The sequence below is a fragment of the Vibrio scophthalmi genome (assembly GCF_040869025.1).
Lineage (GTDB): Bacteria > Pseudomonadota > Gammaproteobacteria > Enterobacterales > Vibrionaceae > Vibrio > Vibrio scophthalmi.
Genome location: NZ_CP134272.1, coordinates 1340814 through 1362887, shown reverse-complemented (window position 1 = coordinate 1362887; position 22074 = coordinate 1340814). Strand labels below are relative to the sequence as shown.

The following is a 22074-nucleotide window of genomic DNA, read 5'->3' as shown; positions in this document are numbered from 1 at the left end:
ATACATCTGTGATGTAACACAAAATTTTGTTACATCATTCATCGTATGATGAGCACCATTATCCGAAATCCCATCATGAGTTAGAGAATGACTATCAGAGATATTGCTAAAGAATCGGGTGTTTCAATTGCCACAGTATCTCGAGTGATCAATAACAGCGGTAAGGTCTCTGACGCCGCCCGACACTCAGTAGAGGCCGCGATTGCAAAGTTTGATTACCAAAAACCAGAGCCAAAGAAGAGAAAGGCCACTAAGCTGTTTGGTGTTATTGTGCGCAACATGAGCAATCCATTTTTTTCTAAATTAATTGATGTATTAGAAGAAGAGGCTTATAGGCACGGGCGCAGCATTTTACTGTTCAATAGCCGCAACAACTTAAAACTGGAACAGACCTTTTTAGAAGAGTGCAAGCATCATCGTGTAGATGGTGTGTTTCTGATTCCACGTTCGTTAAAAGAGCAACACATTGCGCCTTTGCAAAATCCCCCTTTCCCAGTAATTTTGCTTACGGCGACGTCTCCTTTGTGCTTGAGTATTGGCACTCATCACCAACATGGTGGTCGTTTGGTTGCTCAACACTTTATTAAGCGGGGTTATCAACGCATTGGGTTTATTGGCAGTACAAACCAGCAATCAGACCGATTTATCGGTTTCAAAAGTGCCTTGTTAGATAGCAACAGAATGCTGAGCGATAAATGCATTCTTACGCCTTATACAACGCAATCCCTTCAACAATTCGTTGAGCAACAGATACTGCAGTCAGAGGTCCCTTTAGAAGCCATTTTCTGCTCTGATGATATTTCTGCCAGTCATCTCCACAACCAACTGAATCACACCCAAATGAGTAAGCGTGTTGAGATTGTGGGATTTGATGATACCTATATTGCGCAATCTCTTGGTTTTTCGAGTGTTCATCAGCCAATGCACCAGATAGCATTGCGTGGTTTTGAATTGATGCTTGATGCGCTTAAAAATGGTTACCACGAGCAGAGGATTGCTAATAAAGCAGTTGAGCATTTGTTAGAACCGACATTAGTACTGCGTTCTTCCCCAACGATTGCGATACAAGATCGTCTTTACGAGATCCTTAAAGAGCCGTAATAAGCGAGGGTAATCTGCTGATATTTCACTTTGCACTTCTGTCTGAGTCTCGCTGTTATATCGACTCTTATGGGAGCAATTCAGCTGCAGTATGTCTTTTAAAAAGCGCAATGCGCAACCAGTGGTGAACCAGCCAGATCACCATTGCGGTTAATGTTACTGCGACAAAAATAGAACTGAAGCGATATAGGATCGAGAATAGGGCATCTTTTTGCTCGGGAACCAAAGAGGTTGTTAAAGGGACTGAGAGTGCCGACATCGCTGAAAACGCAATGGCGGCTTTCACTTGCCCTTTGGTTAGCCAAAGGCAGAATGGCCCCATCGCGATGGTAAAGGCGAGCCAGAATAATAAGCCATTGCTAAACCAATGCCCCAAAATTAGTTGAACCCCCAAGCCTGCGATGCAGCCAAGCGCCGTACCTATGATACGAATTTTCGCCATGCCCATCGCTCCCGCTAATGTCATCGGTGTGAGAATAATTAAGATGGAAGCCTGTGCTGAGAGAGAATCATATAAATCCGCTACTTGAAATAATACAAAGGCGACCATCGCAACCACCCAACCCATGGCGACTTGGCTGATGTAATCAATATCACTTTTAATCGGGGTTGTGACTTCTTCTTGGGAAGGGGAGTTTGTCTTTTCGGGAAACAACCAATACGCCAAGGCGCAAACAATGATGTTGCTGGCTGCGATAACCCAAAGATTGACGTTAAACTCTTCAATATCAATAAAGCCATAGCTGGCAAAATTGAGCACAATCGATCCTACTAGCAGTCCCATATAGCCAAATAAATAGGTTTGCGGCTTCATCATGGCGATGCATTTGAATAGCATCATGACCCCAACTGCGACGGTCATGATCAATGGGTGAAACTGCAAATACTCTAAAATGAAGGTGGCTTGCAGTGTTGTCCATACTGCTGAAAATAAGATGCTGAGCACCATCGGTAGATGGAATTTGTCCATGCGGCCAAGTACAAACAGGGGCAGCATGATGGCAAAAAAGCCATAAGACCAATTGAATAACATGCTCAGAGCAAGGCCTGCTGAGCAACCAAACCAAATACGTAACACCTTCATTTGTTCGCCTTTACCTGCTTAGTAAACATAATGAAGCCAGCTAGCTAGATGAACTTGCGCTTCTGCCATTGCTTGCCAAAAAATGCTATTGCTCGGATACAAGACCACGGTAGCGCGAGAACCAATAAAGAGGGCTGTAGGCAGTGATTGTTCGCTGGTTAAATTCACGCGAGTTCGTTGTGCATCACGTACCCAGCGGTTATTTACTTCCACTTTGGTTAATGCCCCATTTGGTGTCTGTTGTGCCGCGGCGACGCCATAATCTCGGCTGGTGAGTGCAAAGTTATACACTTGGCTAGGTAGTGCATCAAAGGCGATCAATGCTGCATATTGTTCTGTTACTTGGGCCACCGATTTTTCGCGAAAATCTGCAGCGACCCACATGGAACCGGTTGGAATAAAGGTCAGTAGCGGCATATTGGTATTAGCGGTCGTCCCTTCTTCCAACTGTACGTTGGTCACCACACCATCGCTTGGTGCGACGATTGACGTGTTGGCAAGATCAAGCTGCGCTTTAGCGACCTCATTTAAGGCAAGTTGTACCGGAGTGCTTTGTCCTTTGCCATTGCCTAATTGAGTTTCGATCACTTTTAAGGCTTGTTGTTCTGCTTTTAAAACGGCTCGTGTTACTTGATCTTGGGCGAAAGCGCTATCAAGACTGGATTGTGAGATGATGTTTTTCTTCGATAGAGTTTGTAAGCGTAAGTACTCATGATGAGCGTTATTAAAGGTTGCGCTGGCGCGAGCAATATTGGCCAGTGCCGCATCACGTTGAGAATACAAACTGGCTTCTTTTTCATAAGCCGATTGTAGGGATAACTGAGCTCGCTCGAGTGCAATTTCATATTTGCGAGGATCGATGGTAAACAGCGCTTCGCCTTTCTTAACCGTTTGGTTGTTGGTGACCGTTACTGAGGTGACTTTCCCATATACTTCTGGCGCAATCTGAACAACGTAGCCTTGTACGCGTGCTTCTGTAGTGAGTGGGACATATCGATCAGCAACGATGATGTATAAAAATAGAACAATAAATAGGACAATTAGTATGCGCATCCAATGCTTGAATTTCTGATCAGCCGTCATGGTATTTCTGTGGTTAGGGAGGTGGGGGTGAATTATAGAGATCGGCGTCACATTTCGGTAGAATCATAAATACCACATGAATGAGCTAAAAGTAGGACAATGAAAGCCAGTATTGATGATATCTACCTATTTACCCAAACGGTTCTCCATGGTGGGATCAGCGCGGCTGCTGAAAAAAATCAGCTACAACGCTCAAAAGTTAGCCGACGCTTACAAGAATTGGAAAAAGCGATGGGATGTCAGTTGTTGATACGGACCACTCGTACCATTGAATTAACCGAACATGGTAAGCGGTTGTTCGAACTGATGGCGCAGCCGATTGAGCATATTCAGCAAGGGGTTCGCTTGATGAGCCAATATCAACATAAGTTGGGCGGTAAGGTACGCTTGGCGATTCCTGCGGCATTGATGGCATCACCAACGCTTACCGCGATCATCGATGAATATACGTCAAGTTTTCCTGATATCAGTGTGGAAATTGAAAGCCATCAAGAAAGTGTTGATTTAAAGCGGCAGGCGTTTGATATTCAGTTATTACCAAGCATGGTGAAGGTCAATGATGATAGCTATGTACAGTTCAGCTTACTGCCTTATCGAAGCCACTTTGTTGTGGCTAAAAGCTATTTTGACCATCACCCTGCGATTAACTCGATCGAGGACTTAGCCGGCCATCGTTTACTGACCAATCGATATAACGCCGATTTACTCGATCCGTCGCTACCCATCGCATTGCGTTCTGATGATCTCAATTTATTGCGTTCGATGGCGATAGCTGGCAACGGCATCGCTTTTCTTCCCCATGTGCACGCCAAGCCAGCCTTAGCTGAAGGGCTGCTGGTGGAAGTTCTGCCTAATTACCGTCATCCACAACAGCACTTAACCTTAATTTACCCTTCCGCGATGTTCTTACCCAACAAGGTCAAAGTTCTGATTGAGCTTTTTCGGGAGAAGTTTGGGTAATAATTATCATTTGCAACCAGTTGGCGGTTTATTTATGCTTTTGTCCAGACTCCAATGGAATATGAGTAGCAGATGAGCGGAGATGCCTTCTTTGAGCAACTTTTTAAACGATCACAGCAGTTAACCCCCTACTTGCATGGGGCAATAAAGCCTTGTGTAAAAAATGACGATGTTGAATTGTCTTTAATCCATATTGAGCAATCAAGTTCAGAATTAATTCATGATCTTTACCTGAGTTTGAAACATGCTCATCCTGAAGCTGGTGCACCTTATTGGCTAACTCGAACTTGGACATTGCTCTGTTGGCAGCCAATTTATGTTGCTTTCATTGCCATTTACGGTTGCCGAGGATTGCCAAAATTGACAACAATGGCTCAGCAAGTGGTGCCGAATTTTGTAACTGGGTATCAATTTTCATCCAATGAGTATAGTCAAGGGAGTGAGCGAGAGTTGATTGCTCGTGCTGGGCAAGATCTCAATGTTCTGTTTGATTATTTCCGGCAAGAGATGACTCATTGGACACGTATTCGCCCTGGTTTTACACAACATCTATTTGCTGATGCTGTCCTTGCTTGCATCGTCAAACTGCACCAATTTGCTCCTCATTTATCTTCAAAGTACCTGTTTGAGCAAGCGCGATACTGGCTAGCAGCTTGTGATTTGCCTGAAAAACTGATCAATTCTCTTTCTTATGATGTTGATATCCACCAACTTAGCTTAGTGCGAACCAGTTGCTGTTTAGTGATAAAATGCCAAGGGCGAAAGCTGTGTTCTGATTGCCCAAGACATCCCAGTAATACCCGCTAAATATGTTTTTTTACATGATGTTTTCTCTGTGTACCACAAAGTACGCGGTTGTAAGGATCAGCAGTGCGAATACGATACATAGGTAGATAGGGTATAGCGGTTGTTGTGTTGCTGTGAACGCTAATAAGGCCGCGAGCCCATAGCCCATAGTGTGGAACATCGATATGTCTCCTGCCACCGCGCCAGTATTTTGCGAGTGTTTTTCCGTGGCAAGTGCTGTGTATGCGGGAACAAGTAATGCTGCGCCACTAGATGCGATAGCCATAGCAGCGGCAAACATCCAGACACTGGGGAACAAGAAAATTATGAACCCAACCATCAAGTTTAATGCACCAATGCGATACATTATCAAGGGGGGGATTTTGTATTTCAGAGCGCCCATTTGCGTGATGAGTGTACAAGCAGCACTGAGTATCAATAGCATACCAATAGCATCACTGATTTGCCCTGTTGCCAAGTCAGCGATGGATGCTATTAAGGGCGTAAAACTGTATTGCAGTAAAGCAATTGAAGTACAAAGCAGTAAACCGCTGAGCAAGAAAGGCAGTAGCGTTTTTTGTGGTAACCAGGACTGCGATTTGCTTTGTATAGTCGTGCTATCACTGTTTTGTGGATTGGTTATAAAAAGTATGGCTAGTAGAGCGAGACAAGGAAGGGCGATCATCACCATTAAAGGCGAAAAAGGTGAGATCTTTAAAGCGACAATGGCGATCAATGGACCAAGTAATCTACCGAGGCTCAATCCGACGCTTACTGAAGTGATTGCTTGCAGTCGTTCAGCGTCACTATGTAAGTTGATTGCCCAGTTCTGACAGGCTGGCACCAGACCTGAAACCGTTAATCCATAAAGAACTCGAGCAATAAGTAACCCGATAAAGCAATCGGTTACAGAGATATCTTTACTGCTGTTGATTGAAAAATAACTGAGTATTGAAAAACTTACCGCCATGCCCGACAAAGCGAGAATGATGACTTTCTTTGGGCCATATTGATCGCTATACCGTCCCCAGTAAGGGGCTGATGGCAAAAAGATAAAACTTCCGATTGCGATAAGAACCGACCAAGTAGACAAACTTAAAGGGGACTGCTCAACCAGAAAAGGTAAAGAAACCAGTAAGCCGTTTTGGCCTAACCCCATCAAAGTAGAGATCAGGCCAATTGTGATCAAGTGAAATTTTTTATTTTGTTTTACGGGCATAAGGTTGTCGATGTAACAAAAGATTAGATAGCGCCAAGACGAGAAAACCCCCTTAATAGTAATGAGATTGACTATGATATCAATTATCATTTGATTTATATTGTGTTAACATTAACGTCTCTTTGTTTATAACTCAACGTCATATTTCATCATGTACCAACTTACCAATGCATCGTTCGACATTGACGGTAAGAAGATTCTTGCTCCGACGACCCTCACTTTTCAACCACACAAGATAACGACTTTGCTTGGGCACAACGGTTGTGGAAAATCCACACTAATCAAACTTTTAAGCCGTCAGAATTCCCCAACTGAGGGGGAGGTCTATTTTGATCGACGACGCATTTCCACTTACAGCGACCTTGAGTTTGCTCATCGAGTTGCTTATTTGCCACAACATCCGCCCATCACTGATGGTGTAACAGTTCGTGAGTTGGCTTGTTTTGGTCGTTACCCCTGGAAAGGGGCTTTTGGGCGTTATAGCCACCAAGATTACGCGATTGTCGATGAAGCGATTGAAAAAGTGGGCTTGTACCATTTTGCGGATCGATTTGTCGCCACGCTTTCTGGTGGTGAAAGACAAAGAGCATGGGTTGCAATGCTGCTTGCTCAGCAGAGCCAGTGTATTTTGCTGGATGAGCCTACTTCTGCGTTAGATGTGGCTCATCAACATGATCTATTAGCGCTAATAAGAACGCTTAATCAATCTTTGGGGCTAACAGTCATTATGGTTCTTCATGACGTTAACATGGCGGCTAAATTTAGCGATCAGCTAATTGCACTCCATTCGGGAAAGGTGATTGCCGTGGGCCCACCAGAAGAATTAATGACACCAGAAGTACTCAAGCAAATCTACGGGATGGAACTTGCGCTATTTAAGCACCCTGAAACAGGGCAACCAATCAGCTATATCCCATAAAATAAAAGGAATTTGTTGTGCTAAAACTCATTATGCTACTGCTCGCTACATTCACTTGTCATAGCAATGCCCTTGAGATTCGTCATGAAATGGGAACCGCTACTTTTGAGGTTCCGCCAAAAAAAGTGATCGCTTTAGATTGGGCGTTGACTGAAACCGTATTGAGCTTGGGTGTACCGCTTGAAGGGGCCGCTGATGCGAAAGGCTATCAAAAATGGGTGGTGGAGCCTGTATTACCGATTACCGTTACCGATGTGGGTTCGCGTCGAGAGCCTAATTTGGAGTTACTGACAGAGCTAGATCCTGATGTCATTTTGATTAGTCAGCATATGGCAGCAGCTTACCACCGATTGACAAAAATCGCGCCAGTATTGGTTTACACACTCTATAGTGAGCAGAAGCAACCACTGCAGTCAGCTATATCTGTCACACGATCATTAGGGAAACTGTTTGCCCAAGATCAACGTGCCGAGCAAGTGATTGCAGAGACGAAACAACGTTTAAGTGAGAATGGAATAAACATACGCGCAGCAGGGAAATCAGATAAACCTCTGTTATTTGCACGTTTTATCAATGACAAGACATTGCGTATTCATAGCCAAGGTTCATTGGTACAAAGCACATTAGAGGTAATGAAGCTGGAAAATGCTTGGCATGAGCAGACCAATATGTGGGGTTTTAGTACGACGGGAATGGTTAAATTGGCTGAGCACCAACAAGTCAATCTGATGCTTTTTGGTCCAATCAAAGAAGACGACCGTCAACAACTTACTCAGTCTTCGCTTTGGCAAGTGATGGCATTTACTCGCACTGATTCGGTATACGAACTGCCTGCTATCTGGACGTTTGGTGGTTTGATTTCTGCTCAAAGGTTGAGTGATCACATTGCTTTTCAATTGACTGATCAGCAATCAATTCCTCAGAGAGTGGAACAAACACTCGTTCAGATAAGCTCGAAATACGAGACGGATTAATCATGTCAGCACTCCAGCTCTCGCCGTTATCAATTCGCAGAATCAACCATAAAGGCACTGCGCTCGTCGTTGCATCTGTGTTGATGATTATTGTACTGCTTCAAGTTACGGCTCCATATGCACAAGGTGTAGGCTTGATTTGGGATGCGATTTTTCACTTTGACGTTACCAACTATCAGCATCTGATTACCCGTCTTACTTATTTACCTCGGCTTATGGTCGCGCTTCAATGTGGCTTTGCGCTTGCCGTTGCAGGCTGTGTTATGCAGTTTGTGTTACGCAATCCAATTGCTTCGCCAACGACGCTGGGTGTAGCGGCTGGCTCAGAGTTAGGCATGATCATTGGGATACTATTATTGCCGCCAAGTCTCGGTATTTCGGGGTTCATTCCCGCCTTCGTAGGAGGATGTTTAGCGACAGCTCTGGTATTTGGTTTGAGCTCAACTCGGGGGTATTCCCCTTTACACATGGTGCTTGCGGGTATGGTTGTGAGTCTGTTTTTAGGTTCACTCAATACCATGCTTTTGATGTTGCATGAGCAACAATTGACCAGTCTATTTGTTTGGGGCGCGGGTGTTCTGAACCAAAATGATTGGTCGAGTGTACAGGCATTAATACCTTTAATTTTAGTGCCAACTGCGTTGTTGTTGCTATTACAGCGACCGTTGGCTGCTCTTCAGTTTGGCGACAATGTGGCTACCTCTCTAGGTATTAATATTAAGCAAACTAAACTGATTTGTTTGTCGTTAGCGATCTTTATAACCGCTGCTGTGGTGAGTGAAGTTGGTTTGATAGGTTTTGTGGGTATTGTGGCTCCTGCGATAACGAGAATGCTGGGTGTAAGAGGATTGGGTAAACAGATCGTTGTCAGTGGTTTTGTGGGGGGAGGGATGTTACTGATGGTTGATTTGCTTGTGCAGCCTATTTCTGGGTTTGGTGGTGAGTTGTTACCGACAGGAGCAATGACGGCATTGCTTGGTGCTCCTTTTCTATTGTGGTTATTGCAACGCACAAAATTACATTCAGAACTCAAGCATCGTACTGAACCAACAGAACATTACAAGCTGGTTAAGCCGCGTAATATTCTGCTTTTGCTCTCTTTGGTACTGGTCGTAGTTTGCGTGCTTGCTGCGCTACTGGGTAAAAATCAATTTGGTTGGCGCATGGAGTTAAATCTTGCATTGATTAACTTGCGTGTTCCTCGGATATTGATTGCTTTGTTGGCGGGGATAGGGTTGGCGTTTGCTGGGATCATTATTCAACGAATTTCAAGTAACCCAATGGCGAGCCCTGAGGTTTTGGGTATTAGCTCTGGCGCGGCACTTGCAATTGTCATCGGTACGATTTTTGGCACCGCTGTAGACAGAGAGCAACAAATGCTGCTCGGTACTCTCGGGGCGACTTTAGTGACGATTTTGGTTTGGTTAATCGGGAGAAAGCACAACTTTGCGCCCACTCAGACTCTATTGGTTGGTATTGCGCTTAGCGCGGGTATCGATGCATTACTCCGCATCGCAATGACTTCAGGAACGGATAATACAACGGCTTTGATCACATGGCTCTCCGGTTCGACTTATCTCGTCGCGGTCGAAGATGTTATTTTACTCGCAATTGGTGTGATGATCGTCGGTATGATCGCTTTGTTACTGAACCGCTGGATTGACCTGATTGGTTTGGGGGATGTGGTTACACGAGGTATAGGCATGAATACCGTCATGATACGGTTGGTATTGTTATTGCTGGTGGCTGCGCTCACGACATTGTGCACGATTGTTATTGGTCCCCTTAGCTTTATTGGTCTCTTAGCTCCTCATATGGCTCGATCACTTCATCAATACCGAGCGATTTCACAGATGTGTACGGCAGCCTTGTTAGGTGCCATTATCATGGTGCTAGCAGATTGGACCGGACGGACATTATGGTTCCCTTGGCAATTTCCCGCAGGGTTATTAGCATCGATATTGGGAGGTGGGTATTTCTTGTATTTGATGAGACGCTAAGTCGACATCGTTTTAAATTTTGCCTGAAATTGTTGCGTTCACTTTAGTGCCTATTTGCCGAATACTATTATGCAACGAGTTAAATCGTATTTAGTACAGCGATAAAGCGGTGTAGATCAAAAATATAATTGCATTTTGGTTGCAAAAACACAATTTATGGCATTGATGTGAATCTATGGTTACCATAAAAGCAAGATCAAATACACGAATGAGTTTCATGGACACAACAGCAATTACTCAGTTGCAGAAAGATTTGTTATTCAAGGTGATCACAATGCTAAAAGCCGATGATGCTAGAGCAGGGACAAGCTTGAATGAATCTTCGCTTGCACAACAATTTGAAGTATCGAGGACCCCTTTACGTGCCGTACTAAAACATTTGTCGGAACAAGGAATCACGAAGGCTGTTCCTTATAAAGGTTTTGTGTTGCAAGTAGACGCGAGCAGTATCGATACCACAGAGGGTACGAGCAGCGAGCAATCTCGCCAGGAGCAGTTGTATCTTCGAATCTTGATGGACCTGTTCTTTGGTGAACTGGGGAGCACATTCTCTGAAAAAGAGCTTCAGGACCGTTATGAGGCTAATCGTGGTGAGGTTCAGCATGTTTTACGTTTACTCGAAAATGATGCAATTTTTCGCCGCAGTCCTGGTTACAAGTGGCAACTCGATGGCGTACTTAATACGTTAGAAAGACACACTGAGAGCTATCGTTGTCGATTGATTTTCGAACCAGCAGGCTTACTAGAAACAACGTGGCAGCTTGATCGTTCAGCGCTTGAACGTTGCAAAGAACATCATCTACGAGCCATTGCCGCTCCTCAATTAGTAACAGCAAGTGCACTTTTTCGTCTTAGTGCAGAGTTTCATGAATTGCTCGCTGCTTGCTCGGAAAACCGTTTTTTATTGGCGACGATGCAACAACATAATCGCCTGCGTAAAGCGACTGATCTGGTTTCAATGCACATCCAGTCCTCGGTGAGTAAATCCTGCCAGCGTCGTTTAGAGATCATTGAACAAGTGCTATCAGGCAACAACCAAGCTGCTGCGGCAAAGTTAGCGCAGTTATTGGAAAATGATGTTCGTGTGATGACGCGTACTTATAACGATGTAATGAATACATCGCAGAAGCAACGTGAACATCTAATTAATACCCTTCTGAGTAAAAACCATTGATGTGAAAGGCAGTTTATAAGTGGCTGCCAATCCTATCTAAATTCCTTTATTAAGATATAAATCCTCGTAATTTTCTCGCATCAAAGATTCCGCTTAGGAATACCGCAAGACAGTCAACGATATGGTCTTTTTTGCTATTCGATCGAAAAGAAAAAACTCATCAGAAAATAAATAGCAATGACATATTGTTTTTTCACCGCAAAAACACAATAATAATGATTCGTATTTGTATTAAGTGTAAAGGGAAGATTTCACTCTTTGATTATCGTAATTAAGGTTCACACGCAACATATGTTGCGGCGAATTAGAAAGTTAACCCGTTTGATAAGACGTCAGTGTTCTCATCTTTATAGATTGAATAAAGATGGTTGCTGTTTACTTAGAAAGAAGTCCTAGCGCAAGAACTTGTGCTCCTTTGACTGACTAACATAGAGAAGAAAATGAAACTCGAAAAAGGAAATTTCAAACGTTCCACTGTTGCTCTCGCGATTATTGCAGCCAGCACAGTGTTTCCAACTCAAGCTCAAGAATATACGACTGAAGATAAAATGGTCGTCGTTTCTAGTCGCACCCCCAAAGCAATTAGTGATATCCCTGGTACGGTTTGGTATATCGATTCGGCCCAAATCGAACAAGAATATCGCGGCGGCAAGTCATTGGGCGAAATTCTTGCTGCGAGTATTCCTTCGTTAGATGTCAGCAGTGGTGCGCGTACTAATTACGGTCAGAATCTGCGTGGGCGCAAAATGTTGGTGATGATTGACGGAGTCTCATTGCAGTCTTCTCGTCAGATCAGTCGTCAATTAGATTCAATCGACCCGTTTAATATTGATCGTATTGAGGTGTTATCGGGTGCTACATCAATTTATGGCGCGGGTGCATCCGGTGGTGTGATCAATATTGTTACCAAAAAGGCGCAAAGCGAAGAGCTCGAATTTGAATCGTTTGTTGGTGGAACATCGGGCTTCAATTCGAGTGAGGATTTTGACTATAAAATCGCACAATCTCTCGCGGGTGGAAATGATACGTTCAAAGCGCGCACCTCAGTGGTATACACTGAAACACAAGGCTTTTATGACGGTAGTGGCACGATTGTAACACCGGATATTTCTCAGGGTTCTCAACAGTTTAATACGACGCTAGATTTTTTGACCACCGTTGATATCAATCTCTCGCCAAATAAAAACATCAACTTGTTAGCGCAATATTATGATAGCCAGCAGGACTCACCTTACGGGCTTTATATCATAAACCATAAGTTTATTGATGTTAGAAAAGGGTTCGATTCTGATCGTGAGCACGGTACGAAACGCATGATGTTGAGCGCCTCGTACGTAGATCAGCAGTTCTTGGGTCATCAACTGATAGCTGAAGCCTCTTACCGTCAAGAAGATCAAACTTATACCCCATATTATCAATCATCCGGTCAACAACAGACGGACGTCGTTTCGCTAAAAGTAGCGCTGGCAAAAAGCTTTGAACAACTTAATGTTGTTTACGGTGTTGATGCCTACCAAGATAAATTGGATAGTAATCAGGCACTGTATAACCCGACAATGGCAAACAATTCTGGCAATCTAGTCAATAAAACCTACGCAAAAACAGGTCGTTATCCCGGAGTGGAAGTTAGCTCTATTGCCGGGTTTGTGCAAGCCGACTATGCGATTACAGAGGATTGGTCTGTTGAAGGTGGTTTTCGTTATCAATACATGGCGAACAAGATTGACGATTTTGTAGGCTACAAGCAGCAAAAGAAAATTGCGACCGGCAGTGGCACTTCAGCAGATGCCGTACCGGGTGGTGAAACTAATTACAGCGTTGGTTTATTTAACTTAGGTACCATTTATCATCTCAACGAGGGTTCTCAGTTGTGGGCAAACTTTTCACAAGGTTTTGATCTGGCTGATCCCGCTAAATATTATGGACAGGGTGATTATACATTAGTGGGTGACCACTGGCAGCTTAACGATAGTATTAACGTCAGCGACTCCAAAATGTCAGGAATTAAGACCAACAGTTTTGAGTTAGGTTACCGCCTTGATACTGATGCGTTGAACTTGCAAGCAGCGGCGTATTTGTCTCTGTCTGATAAGTCAATTAAGTACGATAAAAATACCTTGTTGATTGAAGATGTTAATGACGAAAAGCGTGTGTATGGCGTAGAGGCGATGGTTTCTTATTGGCTTAATAATAACGTTCAACTGGGGGCTTCTGGCCACTATGTGGTATCTGAGTTGAAAGGAGAAGATGGATGGGACGATTTTACCGCGGGTGAATCAAGCACTTCCAAAGCAAATGCGTGGGCAGGTTGGTACGGTTCAGATTTAGCCATGAAAGTGCAAAGCCAGACAATGTTTAATTACGAAGATGATGCGCAGAATGAGCTAGAAGGATATACCGTGTTTGACTTAGTCGGTACTTATCAATTGCCAGTCGGTAGCTTGGGTTTTGGAATTCAGAACCTATTTGATAAAGATTACACAACGATTTGGGGACAACGAGCTCAAATCGTTTACGGTGCTCATTATGATGCCGCAGCATATGACTACAAGGGCCGAGGTCGTACTTACACGCTTAACTACCAAATTAAGTACTAGTTCTGATTGTTTAATTTGTTTAAAAAGAGCCACGTGAGTGGCTCTTTTTATTTGGGCTATGTTAGCTCAATCTCCGGGCACAAATTCCCATTTTGCTACGGGGCGTAAGATAAGCATCACGGAGTCTTGATGGAATAGAGTGGCATAGTCGGAAGCGATGGCTTCAACGTCTGTGATTTGTTGCTCGGATAATACAATGGTAACGATCTTGGCTCGCTCTGGTTGCCCCTGCCAAAATCCCATTGAATCGGCGATATTAAAACCATCAAAACGGGGCGTGATGTGATTCTCTATAAAGTTGTTCCATTCACTTAATGAAATAGCGTGGCCACTGGGGATCGACATGCCAAAGAAGAGTTGAGCATGGAATATCTGTGTTTTCTGCCGACTCACGGCAACAAGGCTCTCCAATTTATACCATAAGCGATTCAGCCCTTTTCGTGTTGTAGAGGCTTGCTTCTCGATAGGAAATGCAGTGCTTTCGATTCGTTTGAGTGAGTTTTTGAGTTGCAGGCTCACGCTAGATACCCCTCAAATTGCCACGTTGACGTCCACATTCCATTTCCCATTGCACACCGTATTGGTCGCGCCAATAGAAAAATGACATCGGAAATGGTGAGAGCAGCATAGGTGGTGTTGTTTCATCATCGCTATGTCCGTCTGGGTAGCGCACAATTTCAACGCCAGGTTGGTCTTTTAAATAATTGAACGCTGCCATAATATCGCTCACTTCGAGTGCGGTATGACGAATACCGCCCATATCATTGGTATTTTTGACCGTTATTGATTGTTCGCCTTTTGGAGTGTGGTAACACATTAGCTCTAAATACAATCCTGCATTTGGGTGGTGTAGGAAACGAATATCCACATCGACTTTGCCATCTAAAAAGCCAGCGTCTTTAGCAAATGAGGCGAGTGTAAGGTGAGGGTAGTCCATGATGGTACCATCAGAGTCGAAAGCTTGTTCGAAGCCAAGTGTTCGTTTGTAAAATGCGGTCGCCTTTTCGACATCATCAACCACAATATTAAGATGGGAGACCGACGTGACGTACTTGGAGGGGTCATTTGGGCTAATGATATTATTGATCAGCGATTGTGAAAAACTCTGTTTAGCCTCCTCTACAAGGTCGGTGCACACCATGGCGGTAAAGCGGCTTTCTACATTGTCACTGGCGATTAAATAGGGCTTGTAACTATTGCTCTGTCCAAATTGGTGTGATTTCGTATCATCTTCAGCAATGGTAATGTCTACGCCGACTTGCTGAGATTGGAATTGATTTGGGTTAATAATATAGCTAGCTGCAAGCGCATCGAATGGGTTAAATCCCTGCGCACCAAAATCCTCGCACCACATGTTTAACCACGGTTGGCTATGCTGGTTTAGATAGCGCCCAACATTCGGATTCGCCTTTAGCGCATCGAGATCCTTGCTCGTTAACCAAAATTTATTGGCTAGCTCAAAAGGAATGAAGACAAGTGGAATATCATTTTCTAACAGAATACGAAGCGCATCAGGGTCCAGATCGAAGTTAAGGTCGCGAAATGGGGTGGTTTGTTTTGACCCAGCAATAAAGTGACAGTTGGTACTACTGCGACTAGCAACCAGCACGACTTGTTCAATACGTTCGATGAGCTCAGGATGTAGCAAAACCAAAGAAGCAATGTTAGTGGCAGGGCCAATTGCCGCGATCGTTAATGAGCCTGTTTGTAGAGCTTTGGCGAGTGCGTTGGTTGCCTCGTTGGGTTGTACGTCATTGATATTAAGAGGCTGATGTGCGCCTTTGGTCACTGGGAGAGCGATTGGACCAAATCGATTGGAGACGATTTTGGCTAATTTGAATGCGCTATCGGTATCGGTGTTACCGAACACGCTACTGACCCCAACCACTTTTAAATTTGGCGCATTAAACAGACTGAGCATGGCGTAAGCATCGTCAACATCACAAGGTGTACCCGTTTCAGAGGCAAGACCAATTGAGATATCGGTATCAATCCAAACGCGTTTCTTGTCTAGAGCATCGAGGATCGTTTTTGTTACTAGCTTAACTGACGCAGGGTTTTGTCCAGTGATAAGTCCCTTTTCACAGACCACAAAGGAGGCATTTGGTTGCTTAGCATCGAATCGAGCGCCACTTTTTACCAATTCATCTTCGATATGGTAAGGAAGTGCTTGGATATATTCTGGCGGGGTGAGTTGCTCTTCTGCATCGGTAAATGAGGTTAATTTGAGTCCCTCAACGAGTGGTGAACCATTTGGCTTTTTCGCTGAAAGTAAACCCGTTGGGCCATGGCAAACTGAACCAATCAGTTTGTTGTCGGCATAAAACTCACTGGCGATTCTCGCCAGTCCTTTACTTTCCTTGAAGTCCCATAGTGTTCCGTGACCACCACACAGAAATAGAGTGGTATATCCACCAGTGCGAATGGTTTCAACGCAAGGGGTATTTTCCAGCAGACTCATTGCAACCTTGGATTGAATGAATCGAGTCACCTCTGGGCTAACAAATTCACCTTGTTTACTCAGTGGATCGGGAAGGGCATCACCACCTTGAATTGAGGCAATAGTTATCTCGTAGCCGGCATCATAAAACCCCCAAAAAGGGGTGGCGAGCTCATCAAACCAAAATCCAGTTTTCTTTCCTGTATCACCCAGTTCAGTGTGGCTTGTGACAATTAATAGCGCTTTTTTTGCGTGACGGTTATTACTCACTCCTTGAGTAGAATACATTGGGATACTTCCTTTAATGCTTATTATATTTTAATGATGACTTGGTTTCGTCCATTGTGTTTGGCTTCATACAACGCCTGATCGACCCGATTTAGAACCGTGTCTATAGAGTCTTTCAGCTGACAAGATGTCACACCGACACTCACGCTGACGTTACCTGCTTCCAATAAGTCAATTTTTGCCATATTGCTTCGGATTCTTTCAGCGCGTTCGGCGGCGAGTTCAATATTGGTTGAGCAGAGTACAATGAACTCTTCGCCTCCCCAGCGTCCTTGGATATCACCCGGTTGGGTTGAATTAATGATGGTATCGGCAACACTAACAAGTACCTTGTCGCCCATGTTATGGCCGTAGGTGTCATTAATGGCTTTAAAGTGGTCGACATCCAACATCAGAACGCAAATGGTCTGGCTGCTCTCTGTCAGAGAATCGATAGCTTGATCTATATGTTCTTCCACATAGCGTCGGTTATAAAGGCCGGTAAGTTGGTCTGTCGTGGAAAGCTTGTAGAGAGAAGCATTTTGCTCTGTTAATGTGTCGTTTGCGTCATGCAGCGCTTGAGTACGCTCTTGAACAATAGCTTCTAGATTTTGGTTTAAACGGGCAAGATCTTGATAAATAGTAGCATTTTCGAGCGAGATGGCCGCCTGAGAGGCAATGATTTTCAATGTCTGTACTCTGTCGGCGTGGAAAGCATCGGCCATGTGATGATTCTCCAGATAGAGCATACCAGACATTTTTTTGCCGCGTAGAATCGGTACGCATAATACCGAAATACCTTCTTTTGCTGCTAAGTATGGGCAGCGGTCAAATTGTTCGTCATGATTGGTCGGGGTGTAAACCACGGCTTCACCAATGTTCACCACATAACGAATGACGGCACGTGAAAATATGACATCCGTAATACCTGGTGAGGGAGAATTTGAGTGCAGAGGCGAATCTTCAGAGCAACTTACTCTGCTACCGACGTTATTCCCAAAGGTTAAGTCTTCTACGATCAATTCGTCAGAGTCGTATGAGGATTCAATTTGATGGGTCACAAGAAACTCGCCGTTTTTCTCCAAAAGCAGTAATCCACGCGTTGCTCCTGCATTTTCAACCGCTAAACTAAGCAGTTCTTCCGCGAGTTTCTCAATATGGATATGTTGCGAAACGGCTTGTGAAGCTTTCACGACGGAAGCCATATCCAGCGTGGCTGAGAAGTCTTCTGTCCCTAATGTTGAACTAATCTCGGTACCTAGTGGTTGGGGGGGCTTATCTCTTGCAGATTGAAGATCAGGATAGTGTTCAATGAGCGAATTAACCTTACCGGTGGCTCCCCATTGCTCGTAGCCTGCTAAGGCGCGGCTGAAATAGGTATTGGCTTGATACGTTTTGTTCTGCTGTTGCCAAAATAGTCCCGTGAGTTCGTCGGCTAAAGCCGCATCGAGAAGAAATCGTGATTCGAGGGCGTTATCTCTTGCCTGTTCAAAGTAGTCAATGGCTAGCATCGGCTGATTATTAAGCCTTGCGATTTCAGCTTTTAACAACAGATACTTATGTCGATAGTTAGTAGGGCAGAGATCGGCCCAAAGCTCAAACTTAGCCAAAATGCCACTTATCGACGTTAGTAAATCCTCCTGTTCTTGACCGATTAACGAACTGCAATTGGCAGTCAGGTGTAGCCCAGTATAGAGGTAACTATCGACCAAAATAATCTGTGCTTGTACGGTATTCTCTATGACGGGAAGCCATTCAAGCAACTGACTTGTTGGTTGAATTTCCCGCGCAAGTAGTGTGGCTCGTAAAACCGAGTAGACAGTGTGACCAAAAAAGAAAGGGGCGTCTTTAAAAGCGGCCAAGGTGTCAGCGGTCGAAAACTGGTCATCGTCGAGAGAGGAGAATCGGTGGGTTTCTCCTTTTAGATGGCGTAGAGGCTGATTGACAATGATGTTGAGTAAATCAGCCATGTCATTCAATCGGTTTGAAGAAAGGTAGCTTAAACTATCTTCAGCTTGTGATTCGACAGCCTTTAAGTGCGCGCCTGATGCCAATAATAAGTGAGGAAGTTGTAGAAACACCCAGCCAGCATAGGGAGAACCCGATTCCTGTGACAATTTTGACGCTTCAAACCAATAGTGATAGCTCGAATTTAGTGGCGCCAACCAGTGATTAATTCCCAACGAAAAGACATGATAAGTGTAGTTTTTGAATGCTGGATTTTGATACTTATCTGCTAATTTTATCGCTAAGCTGCCAATCGCGTGGCCTTGTTGATACTCACCACTAGAGCATAAAACGGTCGCGTAGTTGATGTAACCAACAGATGTAATAGGGCAGTTTCCTCCTTCAATTGAAATCCGAGCGCTAATGGCAGCCGCAACGGCAATGAGTGGTCCTCTCCCAAGTAGATAGGCGTCACCGAATAGGTCAAACAACAATTCTTGAGTGAGCATGAACTCAGCATCATCGATTTCAGGCTGTATAAATAGCGCGTCTAGTTCGGTTTGTTGGAGTTGTGCTTCTATTTGCTGTTTTTCACTTGCAAACAGCGCCAGTAGCGCTTCATCATTGTCTGGTAAATGAATGCCAAGCAGTGAAAGAGCTTCGCATTCAAACTCGACAGATTTTTGATATAAGCCTTGGTGATGGTACTGTTTTGCTTGAATTGTCGCGAGGCGAAGCTTATCTCTTTTGTTTTTTAACGTCTCTCTAAGCTGCTTGTACAATGTTTCAGCTTTCTCAAATTTCGCCACTAAATAACACGCTTGGGCATAAGCTAAATTCACTTCAACAGAAATGTCATCAGCGACGTTTTCACGGTTAATCGCGACTAATTGATATGCATTATCTAAACAGGAGTAAGCAACACTATACGCCGCTGACTGATTGGCTTTTTTACCTGCTCTTAGATTCAGTTCTATCAGCGTTAATTGCTGCTGACTGTTGGCATTACTGCATCCTTGATTGAGATGTTCAACAGCATCAAACAGTTTATAGTCACAGTGTTGCTGTTCAATTTGGCTAAGTAAACATTGACCGATTTTCCAGTGTAAATTGACTTGTTGTTGGTCAGAAACGCTGGTGTAGGCGGCTTGTTGAATGCGGTCGTGAACGAAGCGAAGCGTTATATCGGGTAATTGGCCTTTTGTTGCAATGGTATGGAGCTCAAAATCATCGTCTAAAGGTAGTAAGAGCCCTTGAGTCACGGTAGGTAATAAGGCACTAGCGACCGAGCTTGTTGGGGATTGAGCTAAATTCGCCAGTAATTTGAGGCTAAAGGTATTGCCGATACAACTGGCTAGTTGCAGCAGCTCAAACGTGCTCATCTCCAATTTGTTCATATAACTTTGTAGCATCGAAACGGAGTTTTCAGCCTTAGCTAATTTGGCGACTTGCTCTCTATGCCAGTTCCACCTTTTCTGCTTGTAATCAAAATACAAGAGTCCCTTATGATGAATAGTTGCCAGCATGGTTTTGAAAATCAATGGATTACCATTGGTTTTTTCAAATAACATCTGGTTGAGTTGCTTTGCATCTGATGGGGGTAACTCGACCGCGTCATTGAGGATGTTGTGCAGAGTCGATGCAGAAAGTGCAGACAATTCAATACTGCTTATGTTCGGACAACTTGCCTTGATCCCCGGCATTGCGATTGCGAGAGGGTGAGTCTCGGCAACTTCATTGTTGCGATATGCGCCGATAATCATCAGGGAAGAGTGGCTGAGTGTCGGCGCCATTGCTTCTAGCAGTGTCAGGCTTGGAGGATCAATCCATTGCAGATCATCAATAAACAGGACAATAGGTTTACCAGCAGCTCCAAGACTGGTCAGTAGATTTTGAAAGGCAGTATTGAAGCGAATCGATGCGGCTTCCATAGAGAGTTCTTGTGGAGATGGTTGTTCTCCAATTAGCCAAGCTAGCTCAGGTAGAGCATCGATCACGACTTGTGCGTTGGCCCCTATACCACTAAGGATCTTTTGCCGCCAAAATTGCACGATTTCGCCATCTTCCGCCATAACTTGTTTTATAAAGCCTGACAGCGCTTGTAAGATAGCAGAGTAGGGTTGGTGACGCAGAACTTGGTCATATTTTCCGCTGGTGATATAGCCGCCTTGTGCGGTGAGTGGGCGGTAGAGCTCACGAATTAGTGAGGTTTTGCCAATGCCGGAGTGACCGGAAACAAATAGGAATTGTCCATGACCAAGGCTAGTTTGGTGGAATGCATCGAGAAGTTGTTTGGTTTCTTCTTCTCGCCCATAGAGTTTTTCTGGAATTAAGAACCAGTCATGTTGCTCTTGGCTAGCGAGCTCAAAATCCTCAATATCGCCGTCTTGCATCCAACTATTCAAGCAACGCTCTAAATCTGCATCAACCCCTTCCGCGCTTTGGTAGCGAGCATCGGGAGCTTTCTTCATCAGTTTTTTGACTATTTTTGAAACCACGCGAGGAACGCTTGGCTGAATTTGATAAATGGGCGTCGGCTCTAAAGCAATATGACTATGAATAAGTTCATTGTTATCTTTTGTCTCAAACGGTAAACGTCCGGTAAAGAGTTCATACAGTAAGACGCCTAATGAATAAAAATCGGTGCGAAAATCAAGCCCGCGATTCATGCGTCCTGTTTGTTCAGGAGACATGTAAGCTCTTGACCCTTCGAGGAACTTAGGGTTGATTACGGTTCGAGACCTATTTGGAAACTCAAGTGAAGAGCAAAAATCGATGAGGGTGACATTACCGCTATCACGGTTAATGAGCACATTGCCTGCTGAAATGTCCCGATGGCAAAAGCCTTGTTGATGTAATAAGGCAATCAGTTTGGTTACTTTGGTGCTGATTTTGAGCGCGCCCGAGAAAGAGATGGTGTTGTGCTTAATATAATCACGTAAAGATTCTCCTTCGACCCATTCTCTGACCAGAAAAGCGCTATTTTTGGCTTCAATATAGTCGAGTGCCAATGGTAATCCATTGCCGTCGAGCGACGAAAGAATCAGATGTTCGCGCTTTAAAGCCGTTAATTGATGAGGGGTTGGAAAGGCACTGGCGGGTGTTTTAAGTGCAACGCTAACCTGATCTTCCGTTCTTTTGGCACGGTAGACGTAATTTTGATGACCTCGATAAACGAGCTCTATCTGTGAGAATCCCTCTAACAGCATGCTTTTCTCATCCTTGACAGTTTGCTTCTAATTCCAACGACCGATAAATTTTGTTTGTTATTATTTTGATTTACCACCTTAATCGATATGTTTAATATCATCAATAATCGACATTCCGTTAACAAATATTTATCTAATTGATCGCATTTTTGTGATTTATTCTTTGCCGTTGCTTAGGAATGACGGCTTGTTAGTTCGAGAAGAAAATCTGTTATGTGGGGGGATAAATCGCAGGCATTTGCAGTGAACGCAAGCTAATGAGATGCTCACTGCAAATAGAGGAAATATTTAGACTATCGGTGTAATTTATGCTG

The 22074-nt window shown here is 44.1% G+C and carries 13 protein-coding genes and 1 pseudogene; 8 read left to right on the top strand and 6 right to left on the bottom strand.

Annotated elements, in window-relative coordinates:
• Positions 1-87 precede the first annotated feature (87 nt).
• Positions 88-1101: a LacI family DNA-binding transcriptional regulator gene (locus tag RJD38_RS21025; protein ID WP_367971573.1), complete on the top strand. Its 1014-nt coding sequence runs from the start codon at positions 88-90 to the stop codon at positions 1099-1101.
• 67 nt (positions 1102-1168) lie between these two features.
• On the opposite strand, the gene RJD38_RS21020 is transcribed toward RJD38_RS21025, so the two are convergent.
• Both RJD38_RS21020 and RJD38_RS21015 read right to left on the bottom strand, forming a co-directional pair.
• Complete coding sequence (locus tag RJD38_RS21020; RefSeq protein WP_367971572.1) at positions 1169-2185, bottom strand: DUF2955 domain-containing protein; 1017 nt, start codon at positions 2183-2185, stop codon at positions 1169-1171.
• Positions 2186-2203: 18 nt separating this feature from the next.
• Positions 2204-3268 (bottom strand): HlyD family secretion protein, encoded by a 1065-nt coding sequence (locus tag RJD38_RS21015; RefSeq protein WP_367971571.1) that lies wholly within the window; start codon positions 3266-3268, stop codon positions 2204-2206.
• A 99-nt stretch (positions 3269-3367) separates the two neighbouring features.
• On the opposite strand from RJD38_RS21015, the gene RJD38_RS21010 reads away from it, so the two are divergent.
• Both RJD38_RS21010 and RJD38_RS21005 read left to right on the top strand, forming a co-directional pair.
• Positions 3368-4228, top strand: a complete 861-nt coding sequence (locus RJD38_RS21010; protein ID WP_367971570.1) for a LysR family transcriptional regulator — start codon at positions 3368-3370, stop codon at positions 4226-4228.
• 72 nt (positions 4229-4300) lie between these two features.
• Entirely contained in the window at positions 4301-5035 is a 735-nt protein-coding gene (locus RJD38_RS21005; protein ID WP_367971569.1) for a siderophore ferric iron reductase, read from the top strand.
• Positions 5036-5045: 10 nt separating this feature from the next.
• Here the strand turns inward: RJD38_RS21005 and RJD38_RS21000 are convergent, their stop codons facing one another.
• Entirely contained in the window at positions 5046-6233 is a 1188-nt protein-coding gene (locus tag RJD38_RS21000; RefSeq protein ID WP_367971568.1) for an MFS transporter, read from the bottom strand.
• 151 nt (positions 6234-6384) lie between these two features.
• Here RJD38_RS21000 and RJD38_RS20995 point away from each other — a divergent pair, with 151 nt between their 5' ends.
• From RJD38_RS20995 to RJD38_RS20975, 5 genes and pseudogenes are all read left to right on the top strand, one after another.
• Positions 6385-7152: an ABC transporter ATP-binding protein gene (locus RJD38_RS20995; protein ID WP_367971567.1), complete on the top strand. Its 768-nt coding sequence runs from the start codon at positions 6385-6387 to the stop codon at positions 7150-7152.
• Between the two features lie 32 nt (positions 7153-7184).
• Positions 7185-8060 (top strand): annotated as a pseudogene (locus tag RJD38_RS20990) (iron-siderophore ABC transporter substrate-binding protein); the annotation flags it as partial.
• 68 nt (positions 8061-8128) lie between these two features.
• On the top strand, positions 8129-10126 hold the full coding sequence (gene fhuB / locus RJD38_RS20985; RefSeq protein WP_367971566.1) for a Fe(3+)-hydroxamate ABC transporter permease FhuB: 1998 nt from the start codon (positions 8129-8131) through the stop codon (positions 10124-10126).
• A gap of 217 nt (positions 10127-10343) precedes the next feature.
• Positions 10344-11300: a GntR family transcriptional regulator gene (locus RJD38_RS20980; RefSeq protein WP_367971679.1), complete on the top strand. Its 957-nt coding sequence runs from the start codon at positions 10344-10346 to the stop codon at positions 11298-11300.
• Positions 11301-11740: 440 nt separating this feature from the next.
• Positions 11741-13897 (top strand): TonB-dependent receptor, encoded by a 2157-nt coding sequence (locus RJD38_RS20975; protein WP_367971565.1) that lies wholly within the window; start codon positions 11741-11743, stop codon positions 13895-13897.
• A 66-nt stretch (positions 13898-13963) separates the two neighbouring features.
• Here RJD38_RS20975 and RJD38_RS20970 read toward each other — a convergent pair whose 3' ends face one another.
• From RJD38_RS20970 to RJD38_RS20960, 3 genes are read right to left on the bottom strand one after another with little or no spacing between them, the layout of a single operon-like run.
• Complete coding sequence (locus RJD38_RS20970) at positions 13964-14416, bottom strand: DUF3574 domain-containing protein (protein ID WP_367971564.1); 453 nt, start codon at positions 14414-14416, stop codon at positions 13964-13966.
• 1 nt (position 14417) lies between these two features.
• Complete coding sequence (locus tag RJD38_RS20965; RefSeq protein ID WP_367971563.1) at positions 14418-16625, bottom strand: nucleoside hydrolase; 2208 nt, start codon at positions 16623-16625, stop codon at positions 14418-14420.
• Between the two features lie 23 nt (positions 16626-16648).
• The gene (locus RJD38_RS20960; RefSeq protein ID WP_367971562.1) at positions 16649-21760 is read right to left on the bottom strand and encodes a diguanylate cyclase; all 5112 of its coding nucleotides are present in this window, start codon (positions 21758-21760) and stop codon (positions 16649-16651) included.
• Positions 21761-22074 lie beyond the last annotated feature (314 nt).

What these genes read in the sequence shown, in the direction of transcription:
- RJD38_RS21000 (WP_367971568.1), bottom strand. Translation starts at nt 6,233, where the DNA reads ATGCCCGTAAAACAAAATAAAAAATTTCACTTGATCACAATTGGCCTG.
- fhuB (WP_367971566.1), top strand. Translation starts at nt 8,129, where the DNA reads ATGTCAGCACTCCAGCTCTCGCCGTTATCAATTCGCAGAATCAACCAT.
- RJD38_RS21020 (WP_367971572.1), bottom strand. Translation starts at nt 2,185, where the DNA reads ATGAAGGTGTTACGTATTTGGTTTGGTTGCTCAGCAGGCCTTGCTCTG.
- RJD38_RS21010 (WP_367971570.1), top strand. Translation starts at nt 3,368, where the DNA reads ATGAAAGCCAGTATTGATGATATCTACCTATTTACCCAAACGGTTCTC.
- RJD38_RS21005 (WP_367971569.1), top strand. Translation starts at nt 4,301, where the DNA reads ATGAGCGGAGATGCCTTCTTTGAGCAACTTTTTAAACGATCACAGCAG.
- RJD38_RS20975 (WP_367971565.1), top strand. Translation starts at nt 11,741, where the DNA reads ATGAAACTCGAAAAAGGAAATTTCAAACGTTCCACTGTTGCTCTCGCG.
- RJD38_RS20965 (WP_367971563.1), bottom strand. Translation starts at nt 16,625, where the DNA reads ATGTATTCTACTCAAGGAGTGAGTAATAACCGTCACGCAAAAAAAGCG.
- RJD38_RS20960 (WP_367971562.1), bottom strand. Translation starts at nt 21,760, where the DNA reads ATGCTGTTAGAGGGATTCTCACAGATAGAGCTCGTTTATCGAGGTCAT.
- RJD38_RS20980 (WP_367971679.1), top strand. Translation starts at nt 10,344, where the DNA reads ATGGACACAACAGCAATTACTCAGTTGCAGAAAGATTTGTTATTCAAG.
- RJD38_RS21015 (WP_367971571.1), bottom strand. Translation starts at nt 3,268, where the DNA reads ATGACGGCTGATCAGAAATTCAAGCATTGGATGCGCATACTAATTGTC.
- RJD38_RS20995 (WP_367971567.1), top strand. Translation starts at nt 6,385, where the DNA reads ATGTACCAACTTACCAATGCATCGTTCGACATTGACGGTAAGAAGATT.
- RJD38_RS21025 (WP_367971573.1), top strand. Translation starts at nt 88, where the DNA reads ATGACTATCAGAGATATTGCTAAAGAATCGGGTGTTTCAATTGCCACA.